At 66.8% G+C, this 15742-nt stretch carries 14 protein-coding genes and 1 tRNA gene; 10 read left to right on the forward strand and 5 right to left on the reverse strand.

Features of this window, described 5'->3' with window-relative positions; all coding sequences use genetic code 11:
* Window positions 1-194 precede the first annotated feature (194 nt).
* Window positions 195-986: a DUF732 domain-containing protein gene (locus tag A5706_RS22635; RefSeq protein ID WP_068135568.1), complete on the forward strand. Its 792-nt coding sequence runs from the start codon at window positions 195-197 to the stop codon at window positions 984-986.
* A gap of 256 nt (window positions 987-1242) precedes the next feature.
* On the forward strand, window positions 1243-1839 hold the full coding sequence (locus A5706_RS22640; RefSeq protein ID WP_156767280.1) for a hypothetical protein: 597 nt from the start codon (window positions 1243-1245) through the stop codon (window positions 1837-1839).
* A gap of 79 nt (window positions 1840-1918) precedes the next feature.
* Here A5706_RS22640 and A5706_RS22645 read toward each other — a convergent pair whose 3' ends face one another.
* The 4 genes from A5706_RS22645 to A5706_RS22660 form a co-directional block, all read right to left on the reverse strand.
* A complete protein-coding gene (locus A5706_RS22645; RefSeq protein ID WP_197517942.1) occupies window positions 1919-2605 on the reverse strand; it encodes a cutinase family protein in 687 nt (228 codons plus the stop codon).
* 96 nt (window positions 2606-2701) lie between these two features.
* Window positions 2702-3133, reverse strand: coding sequence for an Hsp20/alpha crystallin family protein (locus tag A5706_RS22650; protein ID WP_068135573.1), 432 nt, complete (start codon window positions 3131-3133; stop codon window positions 2702-2704).
* A 176-nt stretch (window positions 3134-3309) separates the two neighbouring features.
* Window positions 3310-3612 (reverse strand): hypothetical protein, encoded by a 303-nt coding sequence (locus tag A5706_RS22655; RefSeq protein WP_068103984.1) that lies wholly within the window; start codon window positions 3610-3612, stop codon window positions 3310-3312.
* A gap of 188 nt (window positions 3613-3800) precedes the next feature.
* On the reverse strand, window positions 3801-4088 hold the full coding sequence (locus A5706_RS22660) for a hypothetical protein (RefSeq protein ID WP_156767281.1): 288 nt from the start codon (window positions 4086-4088) through the stop codon (window positions 3801-3803).
* 160 nt (window positions 4089-4248) lie between these two features.
* On the opposite strand from A5706_RS22660, the gene A5706_RS22665 reads away from it, so the two are divergent.
* The 3 genes from A5706_RS22665 to A5706_RS22675 all read left to right on the forward strand — a co-directional run bounded on the left by A5706_RS22665 (window position 4249) and on the right by A5706_RS22675 (window position 6273).
* Window positions 4249-5004 (forward strand): maleylpyruvate isomerase family mycothiol-dependent enzyme, encoded by a 756-nt coding sequence (locus A5706_RS22665; protein ID WP_082964557.1) that lies wholly within the window; start codon window positions 4249-4251, stop codon window positions 5002-5004.
* Between the two features lie 49 nt (window positions 5005-5053).
* The gene (locus tag A5706_RS22670; protein WP_231985381.1) at window positions 5054-5719 is read left to right on the forward strand and encodes a TetR/AcrR family transcriptional regulator; all 666 of its coding nucleotides are present in this window, start codon (window positions 5054-5056) and stop codon (window positions 5717-5719) included.
* A 245-nt stretch (window positions 5720-5964) separates the two neighbouring features.
* A complete protein-coding gene (locus tag A5706_RS22675; RefSeq protein ID WP_068135581.1) occupies window positions 5965-6273 on the forward strand; it encodes a hypothetical protein in 309 nt (102 codons plus the stop codon).
* A 56-nt stretch (window positions 6274-6329) separates the two neighbouring features.
* Here the strand turns inward: A5706_RS22675 and A5706_RS22680 are convergent.
* A tRNA-Arg gene (locus A5706_RS22680) sits at window positions 6330-6403 on the reverse strand.
* Between the two features lie 184 nt (window positions 6404-6587).
* Between A5706_RS22680 and A5706_RS22685 the strand changes: the two genes are divergently transcribed.
* The 5 genes from A5706_RS22685 (at window position 6588) to A5706_RS22705 (ending at window position 15628) form a co-directional block, all read left to right on the forward strand.
* Complete coding sequence (locus A5706_RS22685) at window positions 6588-7835, forward strand: alpha/beta hydrolase (protein ID WP_068135584.1); 1248 nt, start codon at window positions 6588-6590, stop codon at window positions 7833-7835.
* Between the two features lie 140 nt (window positions 7836-7975).
* Window positions 7976-9445: a wax ester/triacylglycerol synthase family O-acyltransferase gene (locus A5706_RS22690; RefSeq protein ID WP_068135588.1), complete on the forward strand. Its 1470-nt coding sequence runs from the start codon at window positions 7976-7978 to the stop codon at window positions 9443-9445.
* On the forward strand, window positions 9442-11202 hold the full coding sequence (locus A5706_RS22695; protein WP_068135591.1) for an HAD-IB family hydrolase/lysophospholipid acyltransferase family protein: 1761 nt from the start codon (window positions 9442-9444) through the stop codon (window positions 11200-11202). Before A5706_RS22690 ends, A5706_RS22695 begins: the two co-directional genes overlap by 4 nt.
* On the forward strand, window positions 11199-13568 hold the full coding sequence (locus tag A5706_RS22700) for a glycerol-3-phosphate 1-O-acyltransferase (protein WP_068135592.1): 2370 nt from the start codon (window positions 11199-11201) through the stop codon (window positions 13566-13568). Before A5706_RS22695 ends, A5706_RS22700 begins: the two co-directional genes overlap by 4 nt.
* 26 nt (window positions 13569-13594) lie before the next feature.
* Window positions 13595-15628, forward strand: coding sequence for a cytochrome c oxidase assembly protein (locus tag A5706_RS22705; protein ID WP_068135597.1), 2034 nt, complete (start codon window positions 13595-13597; stop codon window positions 15626-15628).
* The last annotated feature ends 114 nt before the right edge of the window (window positions 15629-15742 follow it).

Raw genomic sequence — 15742 nt, forward strand, 5'->3', positions numbered from 1 at the left:
GGGTATTTACCGCGGAATCGCCGTGATTTATCATGAACGGAATGGTTAACAAAAGATGAACAAACGATGAACGGATTAATGGTATAGCAGCGTTGGCACGTGCACCGTGAAACCGGAGGGGCGGCGCACATGCGTGGTGTACATGGCAATTCGCCCGTCACGCGACGGCCCTGACCAGATCGGAAATCCCTCCTATGTTCACCGGTACCACCGGCCGCTCCGGTGCCCTGATTACCGCCGTTGTGGTGCTAACCGGAGCTGCAATTGTGCGCGGCGGCGCGGCTATTGCCGACCCGAGCCAAGACGACCGGTTCCTGGCGCTGCTCGATCAACAAGGCATCCCCGCGCTCCGTGGCGTCCCGAGCCTCATCGAAACGGGCCACGACGTGTGCCGCACGCTCGACGCCGGCATGCCGGCCGCCGGCTTGGTGGACGCGATGGTCAACAATGCGGTTGGCATCGACCCGAGCGAGCGCGATTTCGACCTCGGCCGCCTCGCGCGCACCGAGGCGCGCTTCATCACTGCCGCGGTCGGGGCCTACTGTCCGTACGATCGGGGCAAAATCGCTTCCCTCAGGACCAATCCCAGCGTGTGGGAAGGGTCCGCGCACCGCGTCACACGGCCGGCGGTCGACTTGCGGAGCGATCCGCGGGAGTCGCCCGCGGTGGCTCCGTCCGGAGAGATCGACGATCCCAATCCGCCGCAGCTTCCGGCACCACCGCCGACGGCCGCGCAGATCCAGACGCCACGGCAGCCGATAGCGGCGCCGTCCGCACCAAAGCACCCGCCGCCCCCTCCGCAAACCGCGAAGCCCCCGCCGCAGCAGCCGCCGTCGCCACCGCAGCAGATGGAGCCCGCCGGGGGTCCGCAGCCGGGAGGCGCCGGCGGGAGCGCCGGTGGCGGCAACGGCGGTGGTAGCCCGGGCGGAAATGCTGGTGGTGTCCCCGCGGATCCGTCACCGGGCTTTGTCCGGCTCGCACCGTGAGGTTGCGCTGAGAGCGCACCCGGGGTGAAGTCGTAGAGCGAAGTGGGGTGCCGAAGCAGCGGAACGCCCGCGATGCCAACGGAAATAGAGTAGTGAACTACTCGTGGTGCTCCGCGGAGGTTGCGTGACAATTCAGAGACCGAAATTTAACGGTAACGGGCACTGAGAGCGCAAGCACCTCGGCGATCAGTGCGATGGAAAACGCCATCCTGCAACACAATTACTAACTACAAGTTCTGCGTATTGGGGTAGAACCATGGCATCGCATGCACAGGACTCCGGCAATCCTTTGTCGGTGGCCAAGATAACCGGGCTCTTCGCGGTCGGCGCGGCGATTATCGGCGCGATTCCGACCTCCATCAGCTTGCTCAGCCACGAAACGGTCAATGCTAAGACACCGCCGTCGACGACCGTCGGAGCACCGCCGACGACCACCACTTTGTCGAACGGGGCACCGGGTGCCGGAATTAGGGTCAGTCCGCTGATCAACGGGAAACTCACCGTGTCCGGCTCCGCCCAAGAAAGCGTCAGCGGCATGTATGTCCTGATAGGCCCAAAGCCGTCGGGTGGATACGACACCGGTTGCGGAAACGTCGTACACCAGCAGTGGGAAGCTGAAGTCGCCACCGACGCGTCGTGGCAGAAATACCCACTGCAGACCGTCCCTGCCTACGGTGCCTGCGAACGTGGAACGACCGCGAAGGGCTTCAAATTCACCCTCCAAGGGACCGATCCGACGACGTCGCCATCACCGGTTCCGGCGGACGTGCTGAAGTGCGCGGCGCAATTCGGCCCCAGCTGCTTCCACGATCCGAACTTTGGGCCGCCGTCCGTGTACCAACCGAATCAATGACGACCTGATTGTTATTGGTCGAATCGTGGTCGTAGGCGATCAATAATCGATCAGCTGTAGGTCGTGCGCGCCGGGTGCGTCAGAGGTGACTCGCCACGAAACTCGCTGCCTGACTGGGCATCCCGGACTGCTGATACGACAAGTGCTCCGGGGAAAAGATCTGGTCGTGCGAGGGCAGCGACAACCCGCCCCCAGAACACACCGGGTCGCCGGGCGCGCACAAGTCGATGGCCTTGGCCCCGTACCAGGGGCTGGCCTCGTTCATGGGCCCTACAACCCTGTCGGCCATATTCCCGAACACGGCGACGGCGGCCACGTGGGCTGCCTCGTCGGCCGACAGCGTGTCGGCGTTGAAGCCCGCGATCGAGGCTCGGGCGATGGTGGTCAGATCTATCACCATCGCGCCTTGCGAATACCCGCCGAGCACCAGCTTGGTGTTGGGACAGTTCGCGACCATTGATTGAACGTGGGCGTGTGCGTCGACGGCGCCGGCGGATGCGGACGGGGGCCAATCCTCGGTGGCCGGGTAGTTGACGGCATACACCCCAAGGGATCGACCGCCGACCTGCGAACGTAGCGAGTCGATAAAAGCCTGCCCGACGCCGCCGACGCCTGACGGCTCATTGGTGCCGCGGGCGAACGTCACCTCGACGTCGGGGCAGGGAGCGGCCGAGGCGGGGGGAGCGAGGATCGGTGCGCAAAGGATCGCCGCCCCGCTTGTGACCACCGCGGAAAAAAGCAAACGTGCCAGTTGGCGTGCGCTCACGATTCCAATGCTGACATATCGGGATCGAAGCGTTCCGCCCGCATCGCACCACCGGATTGCACGGCCGGGAACTCGCTGGCCGCCGGGCCGGCGCAATTACTCCCGAGTTTCGACCTCGATGCGTTTGGCCGCCGGCGTGCCGTTGGGCACCGGCACCGAGATCGCGAGGATGCCCTTTTCGTAGGTGGCATGGACGTCATCGACGTCGGCTCCGGCAGGCAGCGGAACGGAGCGCGCGAAGGCCCCATAGCTGAATTCGGACCGACCGTGGGATTCGACGGCCTGGCTGCGCACGGCCTTGATGGTGAGCATCCCGTCGTGCACGGTGATGTCGATGTCCTTCGCGGGGTCGACCCCGGGAATCTCGGCGCGAACCTCGTAGCGGCCGTCGTTCATCTCGTCCTCGACGCGCAGCAGGTTGCGGTCGAAGAGCGGGCGCAGGCCCGACAACAGGGGAGTGCCGCTGAAGAGCTCGGTGAGGTCGGGCATCAGGGTTCTGGGTTGACGCTGGACCGGCAGAGTTGCCATGGATTCTCCTGAAATCGTTGCATCTCTTTCGATTTCGATCGAACCACTGTGCGGCCGCCGGTGCTAGACGGGGCCCGCCGAAGTTGCCGAGAGGTTCATTGCGCGTTCAACCGGTCGGCCCCGGACGCCGGCCAAGGTGCACAACGGGTTTCGTTTCGGTGGAATGGAACCCATCCCTAGCCGGGACGGAGCGGCCGTTTGAGCGTGCAGACCATGCTCCATTCGAAATACAGCTCGCCGTCCTTGTCGTAGCCCTTGAAGTGGTGGGCGACCTGAGTGCGTTGCACCGAGGAGTTCACGATTTCCCAGCCCTGTTCCCCGTAGGCCTTCGACAGTTCGGCGACCTCCTCGACGACAGCTTGCAGGGACTCATTCGTGCGGTAGATGAAGTTGCTCTCCCACCGCTGCGGGTACCACTGGCCGTCGGATGCCAGCCACCACCCAGGCCCGGGCGAAGGGGTGCTGGTAGGAGCGCTCATGCCCGGCGATCTTAGGGCGCCGCGCGCCCGCCAAAGCGATCTCCTAGTTAATTCTGAGGTAACTCCGTCGATGTCCCCGCCGGCGATCTCTACGAATATCCGGCATTCCCGCGGCCCGTTGGTTTGGGTTCATCGCCCACAAATGATCCGCCATTTCGCCGCTGAACCGACGCGTGGTCTTCGTGCGTTCAGCCGACCTGCTTCAGTGTGTAGTGAGCATTCGTGCGCCTGGGGTCGTCCGCGAGCCTCTTCACCTCTTGGCGGATCGGATCCACGGCGCCGCCGAATACGCCGGGGCAGCCGTCGGGGCATCGGACTTCCCACCAGGAGTCGGACTGATACGGGGGCCACGCCCCGAGTTGACCGCCTCTGGGCTGATAGCCGATCTGGGCCCCGAACTTTCTGAGGTTGCCGACGTGGTGTTGTGCCGGGCAGAAGAGCGATACGTCGATGCCGAGGTTGTCTGGTTCGTTCATGGCCGCCATTCTCGTCTGTCCTCGCGTCACCGATCGCGGCTTTGGCGCGCCCCGCAAGCATCTTGTCGATAGCGGCCGTCGTGTCGAGGCATCGCGAGGCTCTTGTCTAAGATACATACAGTATGTAGCTTAATACATACCGTATGTATCTAACGAATGGATGGATCCCGTGAACAGCACGCTCAGGGCTATCGAAGAAGATCGCAAAGTCATGTTGGCGTTGTGCCCCCAGATTCCGAAAGCGTTGTGGGCTAAGGAAAGTGGATGCCCGGGCTGGTCGGTGCAGGACTTGGTGTCCCACATGGCATGCAGCTATTGGCTGGCCGTCGACCCGACCAATCTGCCCGATCCGGGTGGTCTGCCCGCCGAACGCGCGGCGGACCTCTATGTCGAATCGCGTCGCTCGATGACCCCCGAAGAAGTTGTGGCCGATTATGAGCAGGTCAGCCTGAGGGGGCTTGAGACGCTGGCTGCCGTCGCGGATCAGGACTTCGAAGTCCCACTGGGTGACGTCGGCACCTATCCCGCTTCGATGGTGCCGGCCGCTTTCGCCTTCGAGGCGTTCATCCATATCCGTTACGACCTCTTCTCGCCCGATGGGCCATTGGTTGGGGAACCTCCGCCTGCCGACGAGTTACGGCTTGCCCCGACGCTCGACTGGATCGAGGCGTCGTTGCCGCAACAGAATGCGGGCCTTCTTGACGCGATAGGGAATGCCGTGGAGGTTCGCCTCGACGGCATGTGCCCGCGAACGCTGAGAATTGGCGACGGCACAGCTGTCGCCGCCCACATCGCATCCGATTCCTTGGCATTCGTGCGGTGGGTGACTCAGCGCGGCACATGGGAGGATCTGGGGGTGCGGGCCGAAGGGGATCCGTCGACGCTCGAAACAATCCGCAAGCTCAGGGTCTTTTGACCGGCGGCGCGTCCGTCGCTAGATGCCGTCTGCATCGGACGCATGCGGTATGTATGAAACCGTGGGTCCGATGCAGGAAAAGCGTCGCACGCAGGCCGAACGCGCAGCCGACACCCGCGACGCGCTAATTGCCGCCGCCCGGCCCTTGTTCGCCTCACCGGGCTTCGCCGACGTCTCAATGGAAGCGATCGTCCGCGACGCCGGTGTGACCCGCGGTGCCCTCTACCACCATTTCGCCGACAAGACGGAATTGTTCGCCGCGGTCTTCGAGAAAGTCGAGGGCGAAATGGCCGCACGGATGGGCGAGACCATCGCCGCCTCAGGCGAGACTGACCCCCTCGAAATCATGCGCCTGGGCTCGGCCTTCTGGCTGGACGCGTGCGCTGCCCCCGAGGTCCGGCGCATTGTCCTGATGGATGCCCCTGCGGTGCTGGGGTGGGAACGCTGGAGCGAGATCGGGCAGCGTTACAACATCGGACTGGTGAAGGCTCTGATCACTGAGGCCATCGAGTCCAAAAGCATCCCGCCGCAGCCGGTCGAGGCAACGGCACTGACCATGCTGGGAGCACTGCGAGAGGCAACTCTCTACATCGCGCGCGCAGACGATCAGCGACAAGCGCGAGACGACGCCGGGGCGGTGATCGACCGGCTGGTCGATTCCCTACGCGCTGTTCCACCACGCAAGCGACGCGGTCAGCCCGCGGCGAGATCGTGACAGCTTCACTCACGCAGTTGACGGGCGGCGGGCGCGATTCGCGCCCCAGGGGTTAGAAGCGGTCGCCACCTCGGCGCTCATTGAACGGCGGGATCGAGAATTCTGTGCTGCCGTGGCGTGACGACGATCACGCCTGCGGGAAAATATCGCCTTAGTTAGTCACTTGACTACACCTTGTAGCTGTGGTGTAGTCAAATGACTAAGCGGGCCGGAGTTGGCGCCCATTGACCCAAGGAGAACCGACCATGACCACAGCCCGATCGCGGGACATCGCAGCCCCCAATGGGGCCACGTGCGTCGACGAATGGGAGAGCTTCGGGGCGTCCTTTCGGGTGTTCGACGGCCCGGAGTGGAGGATCAAGCACGTCACCGACCACGGCCGATGCACCAAAATCGAGGACATCGTGGTATCGGTCATCGGGCGGCAGTACGTGGATGGGCGCGCTGAGCGCAAGATCATCATCGACGGCGCTCACACCCCGGTCATCACGTCGACCGAAGCGCGGAAGCTGGGCAGCGCGTTGATCGCCGCCGCAGACGCCGCCGACGAGTGACTTGCGGGCCGCAAAAAGCCAGTGCCAGTGCCCCTGTGCCAGTGCCGCTGTGCCAGTGCCCCCGGCACGACTCGAACGTGCGACCTAGGGATTAGAAGGCCCTTGCTCTATCCACCTGAGCTACGGAGGCAATGTGCAGGTCAGTCTATCGAACGCGACACGCCGCAGACTGGCTGAACGCGACGCGCCCGAAAAGTCTTCCGCCGCCGCACTTATCGGTTATGGTGTGAGGCCTCGACACACGCACAACACCGGCTGATCATCAGCCGTTAACCGCAACGAGGCGTGTGCCCAACGTCGAGGGGTGCGTTGTTATGAGCGTGGCCTTGAACTTGACTTCGCGGTGCTCGGAGGCGAGCGCGCAGGCGCTGCGACTGGCGGCTGACGCCAGGGATACGTACCGCGCAGGTGCGCTGTTGCTGCGTGGCTCCCCGTTCGCGGTCGGCTGGTTTGCCGGCTGGCTCTCCGCCGAATTTCCGCCGCACGTGGTGACCGGGCACGCCTTATCCCGGGTGTCGCGACCCGCCATCGGCCGTGTCGGTACCTCGTGGGCCGCGCAGAAAGCCGACCAAGCCCTCACCGCCGCGCTCGTCGAGTGCTTCGGGCCGGACTTTCGTGATCTTGTTCGCCACCCGGCCTATGTCCAGTCCGAGGGTGCGCCGCGCGGCGGGCTGCTGCGCAGGCCCGGGCCACACCGCCGGTACGCCGCGGAGACGTCCGACATCTCCTACGGTCCCGGCGGCAACGAACACCTGCTGGACATCTGGCGGCGTCACGACCTGGCGCCCGGCCGGCGCGCGCCGGTCCTGATCCAGGTCCCCGGCGGGGCGTGGTCGGTCAACGGCAAACGCCATCAGGCCTACACGCTGATGAGCCACATGGTCGAGCTCGGCTGGATCTGCGTCTCGATCAACTACAGCAAGAGCCCACGCTGCACATTTCCCACGCACCTCATCGACGTGAAGAGGGCGATCGCGTGGGTCCGCGAGAACATTGCCGACTATGGCGGTGATCCCGACTTCATCGCGATCACCGGTGGGTCCGCGGGCGGCCACCTGGCGTCGCTGGCCGCGCTCACCCCGAACGATCCGAGGTTCCAGCCCGGCTTCGAGAACGCGGACACCACCGTCCAGGCCGTCGCGCCCTATTACGGCGTCTACGACTTCACCGACTTCGAGAACATGCACGAGATGATGCTGCCGTTCCTCGAGCACTTCGTGCTCAAGTCCCGCTACAGCGAGAACCCTGAGCGCTTCAGGGCGGCGTCGCCGATCACCTACGTGCACAGCGAGGCTCCGCCGTTCTTCGTGCTGCACGGCGAGAAAGACGAACTGGTCCCCACCGGCCAGGCTCGGGTCTTCTGCGCGGCGCTGCGGGACGCCGGGGCCGCCACGGTGGGCTACGCCGAACTCGCCAACGCGCACCACGCGTTCGACATCACCCCGACGGTGCGGTCGCGGTTGGCCGCCGGGGCCGTCGCCGACTTCCTGGGCATCGTGTACGGCGGCCGCGCCGGCTTGCTGGCGGGTTTGTTGCCGCTGTCCGCGACTTCGGCCAGCTGAGCCGGGGCCGCTTCGCCGACCGGATCGCGCCTTTCACCAGCGCGGCAAGCCGACTAGCGTGGGTTGGGCAATCCGGTTTGCGGGTCCCAGACAGGAGGCTTGGTCAGCGGTGACAACGTTGGCGCGTCGAGTTCGCGATCATGGCTGAGTCGGTCGAGGCCATTCAATTGTCCGACGAGCTCGGGCCGGTGGACTATCTGATGCATCGGGGGGAGGCGAACCCCCGGACCCGCTCCGGGATCATGGCGCTCGAACTCCTCGACACCACACCGGACTGGGATCGGTTCCGGACCCGGTTCGAGAACGCCTCCCGGCGGGTGCGCCGGTTGCGCCAGAAGGTCGTCGTACCGACGTTGCCGACGGCGTCACCGCGCTGGGTGGTTGATCCCGACTTCAACCTCGACTTCCACGTGCGACGGGTGCGGGTGTCCGGGTCCGGCACGCTGCGCGAGGTGTTCGACCTGGCAGAGGTGATCCTGCAGTCGCCGATGGACATCTCGCGACCGCTGTGGACCGCCACGCTGGTGGAGGGCCTGGCCGACGGCCGGGCCGCGACGCTGCTGCACGTCAGCCACGCGGTCACCGACGGCGTCGGCGGCGTCGAGATGTTCGCCGAAATCTACGACCTCGAGCGGGAGCCGCCGGCCAGGCCGACGCCGCCGCAACCCGTTCCCCAGGACTTGACGCCCAATGACCTGATGCGCCAAGGCATCAACCGCCTGCCCCTGGCCATCGTCAACGGCGTCGTGGGCGCCGTGTCCGGGGCGGTGTCGGCGGCCGGCAAGGCGGTGCTGGACCCGGTTTCCACCGTCGGCGGAGTGGTCGGCTACGCCATGTCGGGCGTGCGGGTGATGAACCGCGCCGCCGAGCCGTCGCCGCTGCTGCGCCGGCGCAGCCTCGCCACGCGCACCGAAGCGATCGACATTCCGCTTTCTGACCTGCACCGGGCCGCGAAAGCCGGTGGGGGATCGATCAACGACGCCTACCTTGCCGGCCTGTCGGGCGCCCTGCGCCGCTACCATGTGGCCCTCGGCGTGCCCATCAGCACGCTGCCGATGGCCGTGCCGGTGAGCCTGCGTGCAGACGCCGACACGGCCGGCGGCAACCGCTTCACCGGCGTCAACCTGGCTGCGCCGCTGGGCACCGCCGATCCGGTCGCGCGGATGAAGAAGATCCGCGCCCAGATGACCCAGCGCCGCGACGAGCCCGCGATGAACATCATCGGTTCCATCGCCCCGGTGCTGAGCGTGCTGCCCACGCCGGTGCTGGAGGGGATCACCGGCTCGGTGATCGGCTCCGACGTGCAGGCCAGCAACGTCCCGGTCTATCCCGGCGACACTTACATCGCCGGCGCAAAGGTGTTGCGGCAGTATGGTATTGGCCCGCTGCCCGGGGTGGCGATGATGGTGGTCCTGATCTCCCGGGGTGGGTGGTGCACGGTCACCGTGCGCTACGACCGGGCCTCGGTGCGAAACGAGCCGCTGTTCGCCCAGTGCCTGCTGGAGGGCTTCGACGAGATCCTGGCGCTGGCGGGTGATCCGGCGCCACGCGCGGTGCCCGCCTCCTTCGCCGAGCCGGCCGTCTCCGCGCGATCGGTGGCGAGCTCATGAGCGCCTCACAAGAGCCTGCCAAAAACGTTGGCGCACAAAAGAAACCGGCAGGCGACATGCGGTTGCCCGGCTCGGTCGCCGAGATCATGGCCAGCCCGCCCGGGCCGAAGATCGGCGCGTTTTTCGACCTGGACGGGACGCTGGTCGCCGGGTTCACCGCCGTCATCCTGACCCAGGAGCGGCTGCTGCGCCGCGACATGGGGGTGGGCGAGCTGCTCAGCATGGTTCAGGCCGGCCTGAGCCACACCCTGGGACGCATCGAGTTCGAAGACCTCATCGGCAAGGCCGCCGCGGCGCTGGCCGGGCGGCTGCTGGACGACCTGGAGGAGATCGGCGAGCGGCTCTTCGTGCAACGGATCGAGTCGCGGATCTACCCCGAGATGCGCGAGCTGGTGCGCGCACATGTGGCCCGCGGCCACACCGTGGTGCTGAGCTCGTCGGCGCTGACCATTCAGGTCAACCCGGTGGCGCGCTTCCTCGGGATCTCCAACATGCTCACCAACAAGTTCGAGACCAACGAGGACGGGATACTCACCGGCGGTGTGCAGAAGCCGATCCTGTGGGGGCCGGGCAAAGCCGCTGCCGTGCAACGGTTTGCCGCCGAGCATGGCATCGACCTCAAGGACAGCTACTTCTACGCCGACGGTGACGAGGACGTCGCCCTGATGTATCTGGTCGGCAATCCACGGCCGACCAACCCCGAGGGCAAGATGGCCGCGGTGGCCAAGCGCCGCGGCTGGCCGATCCTGAGATTCGAGAGCCGGGGTCGGCTCGGCCTGCAGCGGCAGTTGCGGACGCTCGCCGGTTTCAGTTCGATGTTCCCGGTCGCTGCCGGCGCCGTTGGCATCGGTGTGCTGACCCGCAGCCGTCGGCGCGGCGTGAACTTCTTCACCTCCACCTTCTCCCAGTTGTCGCTGGCGATCGCCGGGGTGCAGCTCAACGTCATCGGCCAGGAGAACCTGACCGCGCAGCGGCCCGCGGTCTTTATCTTCAACCACCGCAACCAAGTTGACCCCGTCATCGCGGGAGCGCTGGTGCGCGACAACTGGGTCGGCGTCGGCAAGAAGGAACTGCAGAAGGACCCGATCATGGGCACGCTCGGGAAGCTGGTCGACACCGTGTTCATCGACCGGGACGATCCGGTTGCCGCGGTCGAGACGATGCACACGGTCGAGGACCGGGCCCGCAACGGGCTCTCCATCGTGATCGCGCCGGAGGGCACTCGGGTTGACACCACCGAAGTGGGGCCGTTCAAGAAGGGGCCCTTCCGCATCGCGATGGCGGTGGGAATCCCGATCGTTCCGATCGTCATTCGCAACGCCGAGATCGTCGCCGCCCGAAACTCCACCGTCATCAACCCCGGCACGGTCGACGTCGCGGTATTCCCGCCAATTCCCGTCGACGACTGGACCGTTGAGACGCTGCCCGACCACATCGCCGAGGTGCGTCAGCTCTACCTCGACACGCTGGCCAATTGGCCTGTCGACGAACTGCCCGAGGTCGATCTGTACGCCGAGAAGAAGGCGGCGGAGAAGGCCAAGGCGCCGGCGAAGAAGTCGGCCGCCAAGAAGGCTGCCGCGAAAAAGGCGCCCGCCAAGAAGGCCACCGCGAAAAAGGCTGCGCCCAAGGCAAAGCCGGCGAAGGCGAACCCGAACGAGTCTCAGGTTGCGCTCAAAGACGGTGAGGCGCAACGGCCCAGTGGGCAGGGAACCGTCAGCGGGGAGTCGCCGGGTGCCGCGCCGAGAGGGCGGCAGTGACCAAACCGGCCGCGGATATCAGCGCCGTCGTCGCCGCACAAGACTCGCTGATATTGGCGTCCATGGCCTCTCCGGTCGAGCGGGAGCTGGTCATGGCGTGGGTGGATCAGGAGCGCGCCGGCAACCCCGACGCGACGTTCGAGGTGCTGGCGCTGCCCGAAGAAAACGCGCCGCCCACGGCGCTACTCGAGCTGGTTGAGCGGCTCGAGTCCGAATCCAACGACGACCGCTCGGTGGTACCCGTGCGCGTGTTCTGGCTGCCGGCCGCCAATCGCGGCCGGGTCGCCAAGCTCGCCGGGCTGCTCCCGGGCCAGGATCCCTACCACCCGAACCCACGTCAGCAGCGGCACATCATCCGCAATGACCCGCTACGCGCGCGGGTGGTGGCCGGCGAGCCGGCGAAGGTTTCCGAATTGCGCCAGCAGTGGCGCGACACCACCGTCGGCGACGACGGACACGACTTCGCGCACTTCGTCACCCGTCGGGCCATCTTGGCGCTGGAACGCGCCGAATACCGGATCCTGGGGCCGCAGTACAAGTCGCCGCGGCTGGTCAAGCCAGAGATCTTGGCCTCCACGCGTTTTCGCGCCGGCCTGAAGAAGATCCCGGGCGCCACCGTCGAGGAAGCCGGCAAGATGCTCGACGAACTGTCCACCGGGTGGAGCCGGGTGTCCGTCGACCTGGTCGGCGTCCTGGGCAGGGCGCTCAGCCGCGGATTCGACCCCCAGATCGACTATGACGAGTACCAGGTGGCCGCGATGCGCACCGCGCTGGAAACCCATCCCGCCGTGCTGCTGTTTTCGCACCGGTCCTACATCGACGGCGCGGTGGTGCCGGTGGCGATGCAGGAGAACCGGTTACCTCCGGTGCACGTGTTCGCCGGCATCAACCTGTCCTTCGGGGTGATGGGTCCGCTGCTGCGCCGTGCCGGGACGATCTTCATCCGCCGCAACATCGGCGACGACCCGCTCTACAAGTACGTCCTGCGCGAATACGTCGGCTACATCGTCGAGAAGCGGTTCAACCTGAGCTGGTCGATCGAGGGCACCCGGTCGCGCACCGGAAAGATGTTGCCGCCCAAGCTGGGTCTGCTCTCGTACGTCGCCGACGCGTACCTGGACGGCCGCAGCGAAGACATTCTGTTGCAGCCGGTGTCGATCGGCTTCGACCAGCTGCACGAAACCGCCGAGTACGCCGCCTACGCCCGCGGCGGCGAGAAGACACCGGAGGGCGTCGTCTGGCTCTACAACTTCATCAAGGCGCAGGGCGAGCGCAACTACGGCAAGATCTACGTGCGCTTCCCCGAAGCGGTCTCGATGCGGCAGTACCTCGGTCCGCCGCACGGGGCACGCGCGCTGGATAAGGACGCCAAACGGCTTGCGCTGCAGAAGATGTCGTTTGAGGTCGCGTGGCGGATCCTGCAGGCTACGCCGGTGACCGCGACGGGATTGGTGTGCGCGCTGCTGCTCACCACCCGGGGCGCGGCGTTGACGCTCGGTCAGCTGCACCACACCCTGCAGGACTCGCTGGATTATCTGGAGCGCAAGCAGACCCCGATGTCGACGAGCGCCCTGCGGTTGCGCCGGCGCGACGGGGTGCTCGCCGCGGTCGACACCTTGTCCAACGGACACCCGATCACCCGCGTCGACGGCGGCCGCGAGCCGGTGTGGCGAATCGCGCCCGAGCAGCAGCACGCCGCGGCGTTCTACCGAAACTCCTTGATACACGCCTTTTTAGAGACCTCGATCGTCGAGCTTGCGCTGGCGCACGCCAGGCGAATCACGGATCCTCAAGGCGATCGGATCGCGGCGTTCTGGGCGCAGGCGATGCGGTTGCGGGATCTGCTGAAGTTCGATTTCTATTTCGCCGACTCGGCGGCGTTCCGGGACCACATCGCCGAAGAGATGGCGTGGAACGACGACTGGGAAGCGCACGTCACCGCCGGCGGCGAGGAAATCCACGCGATGCTGTTCGCCAAGCGTCCGTTGATGGCGGAAGCCATGTTGCGGGTGTTCTTCGAGGCGTACGCGATCGTCGCCGACGTGTTGCGAGACGCGCCGGCCGACGTCGGGCCCAAGGAGCTGACCGAGTCGGCGCTCGGGGTGGGCCGGCAATACGTGGCACAGACCAGGGTCCGCAGCAGCGAATCGGTGTCGACGCTGCTGTTCGCCACCGCGTATCAGGTCGTCGTCGACCAGGATCTGATCGCGCCGGCCCCCGACCTCGCGGAAAGGCGGACCGCTTTCCGCCAGGAGTTGCGCGACATCCTCGAGGATTCCGAGTACGTCGGCCGGATCGCCCGCGAGCAGTTCGTCGCCCGCGAGGCCCGCGCGCGCCGGGAGCGGCTGGACGGCCAAGCTCGGTAGTCGGCAGCGCCCAATACGCTGGGTGCATGACCGTTGACCGGCCGGTGGCCACCCGCGCGGCGCGGGTGTGGCCGGTGTTGATCGGCGTCGCGGTGCTTGCGGGCTGCACGGCCGCGGGGATCGGGGCGCTCTCGTTGGCCGGCGCGCTGACCGCGACTGGCTTACCCGACCCCGGCCCGGCCACCACGCTGGGGCTGCCATTCGTCCGCGCGGTGGGTGAGATCGCCGCGGTGCTGGCCGTCGGGTCGTTCCTGTTCGCGGCGTTCCTAGTGCCGCCCCAGCGCAGCGGCGTCCTCGATGTCGGTGGCTACCGCGCGCTTCGCCTCGGGACGGTCGCGTCGGGGGTTTGGGCGGTGTGCGCCGCCCTGCTCGTCCCGCTGACCATCTCCGACGTGTCCGGTCACCGCTTGGGCGACCTCGACCCCGGCACCATCTGGTCGCTGGCCGGCCTGGTCAACACCGCATCGGCCTGGCGCTGGACCGCGATCCTGGCCGCGGTCGTCACCGTGGCGAGCCTGTCGGTGCTGCGCTGGTCGTGGACGCCGCTGCTGCTGGCCGGATCGCTGGTGACGCTGGTCCCGCTCGGGCTGACCGGTCATTCGTCGGCCGGCGGCTCGCACGACTTTGCCACCAACAGCCTGCTGATCCACCTCGTCGCCGCCAGTGTGTGGGCCGGCGGCCTGCTCGCCCTGCTCGCCCACGGGCTGCGCGGCGGTGACCACCTGGGCCTGGCGGCGCGGCGGTTCTCGACGGTCGCGCTGTGGTGCTGGGTGGCGATGGCGCTCAGCGGAGTGGTCAACGCCCTGGTCCGGGTGCTGCCGTCCGACCTGTTGACGACCGGGTACGGGCGGCTGGTCGTCGCCAAATTCGTCGCGCTGTGCGCGCTGAGCACACTCGGCTGGCGCCAGCGGCGCTCGGGAGTGGTTGCGCTGCAAGGCGATCCGCGCTCGCCGCGAGGGCGCCGACTTCTGATCAGGCTGGCGTTGATCGAGGCCGCGGTGTTCGGCCTGACGTTCGGCATCGCCGTCGGGCTGGGCCGCACCGCGCCGCCACCGCCCCCGGCCCGGCTGCCCACTATCCCGGAAGCCGAGATCGGCTACGACTTCGACGGACCTCCCACCGTGGTGCGCATCCTGCTCGACTGGCGCTTCGACCTCATCTTCGGCACGGCCGCGATCGTGTTCGCCGCGCTGTACGTGGCTGCCGTGCTGAGGTTGCGCCGCCGCGGCGATCACTGGCCGCCTGGGCGGACGGTGTCCTGGCTGCTGGGCTGCCTGACCTTGCTGTTCGTAACCTCGTCGGGTGTCGGTCGCTACATGCCGGCGATGTTCAGCATGCACATGGTCGCGCACATGGGCCTGTCGATGCTGGTCCCGATCCTGCTGGTGCTTGGCGCCCCGGTCACCCTGGCGCTGCGGGCGCTGCCCGCCGCCGGCGCCGACGACCCGCCCGGCATGCGGGAGTGGCTGCTGGCCGCGCTGCACAGTCGCTATTCGCGATTCGTCACCAACCCGATCGTTGCCACCGTGCTCTTCGTCGCCGGCTTTTACGGCCTGTATCTCTCGAACCTGTTCGACACCGCGGTCAGCAGTCACGCCGGGCACCTGGCGATGAACGTGCACTTCCTGGTCAGCGGCTACGTGTTCTATTGGATCGTCATCGGGGTCGACCCCACGCCGCGTCCCATCCCGCCGCTGGCGAAGGTCGGCGTGGTGTTCGCGTCCCTGCCGCTGCACGCGTTCTTCGGGGTGGTGCTGATGGGCACCCGAAAGGTGCTCGGCGCCGACTACTACCGATCGCTCGGGCTGCCCTGGCACACCGACCTGATCGGCGACCAGCATTTGGGCGGCGGAATCGCCTGGGCCGCAGGCGAAGTGCCGCTGGTGATCGTGATGATCGCGCTGCTGGTGCAGTGGGCGCGCAGTGACAAGCGCACCGCCAGACGGCTGGACCGCGCGGCCGAGCTGGACGACGACGCCGACCTGGCCGCCTACAACGCGATGCTGGCCGAGCTGGCGCGGGGGGAAACGCCGGGGCGTAGCGAAAGTCCGCGAGCGTAACGACGCTGCGAAATCCCGGGCGAGTTTTCGCAGTGAGGTTACGCTCGCGAGCCCTCCGCCGAGATGCGTGGCATCCGCCCGGCTAGCTGTAGTGATACCGGGTCTGCAGGATCT

This window comes from Mycobacterium sp. E796 (assembly GCF_001672815.1).
In the GTDB taxonomy this organism is placed as follows: Bacteria; Actinomycetota; Actinomycetes; order Mycobacteriales; family Mycobacteriaceae; genus Mycobacterium.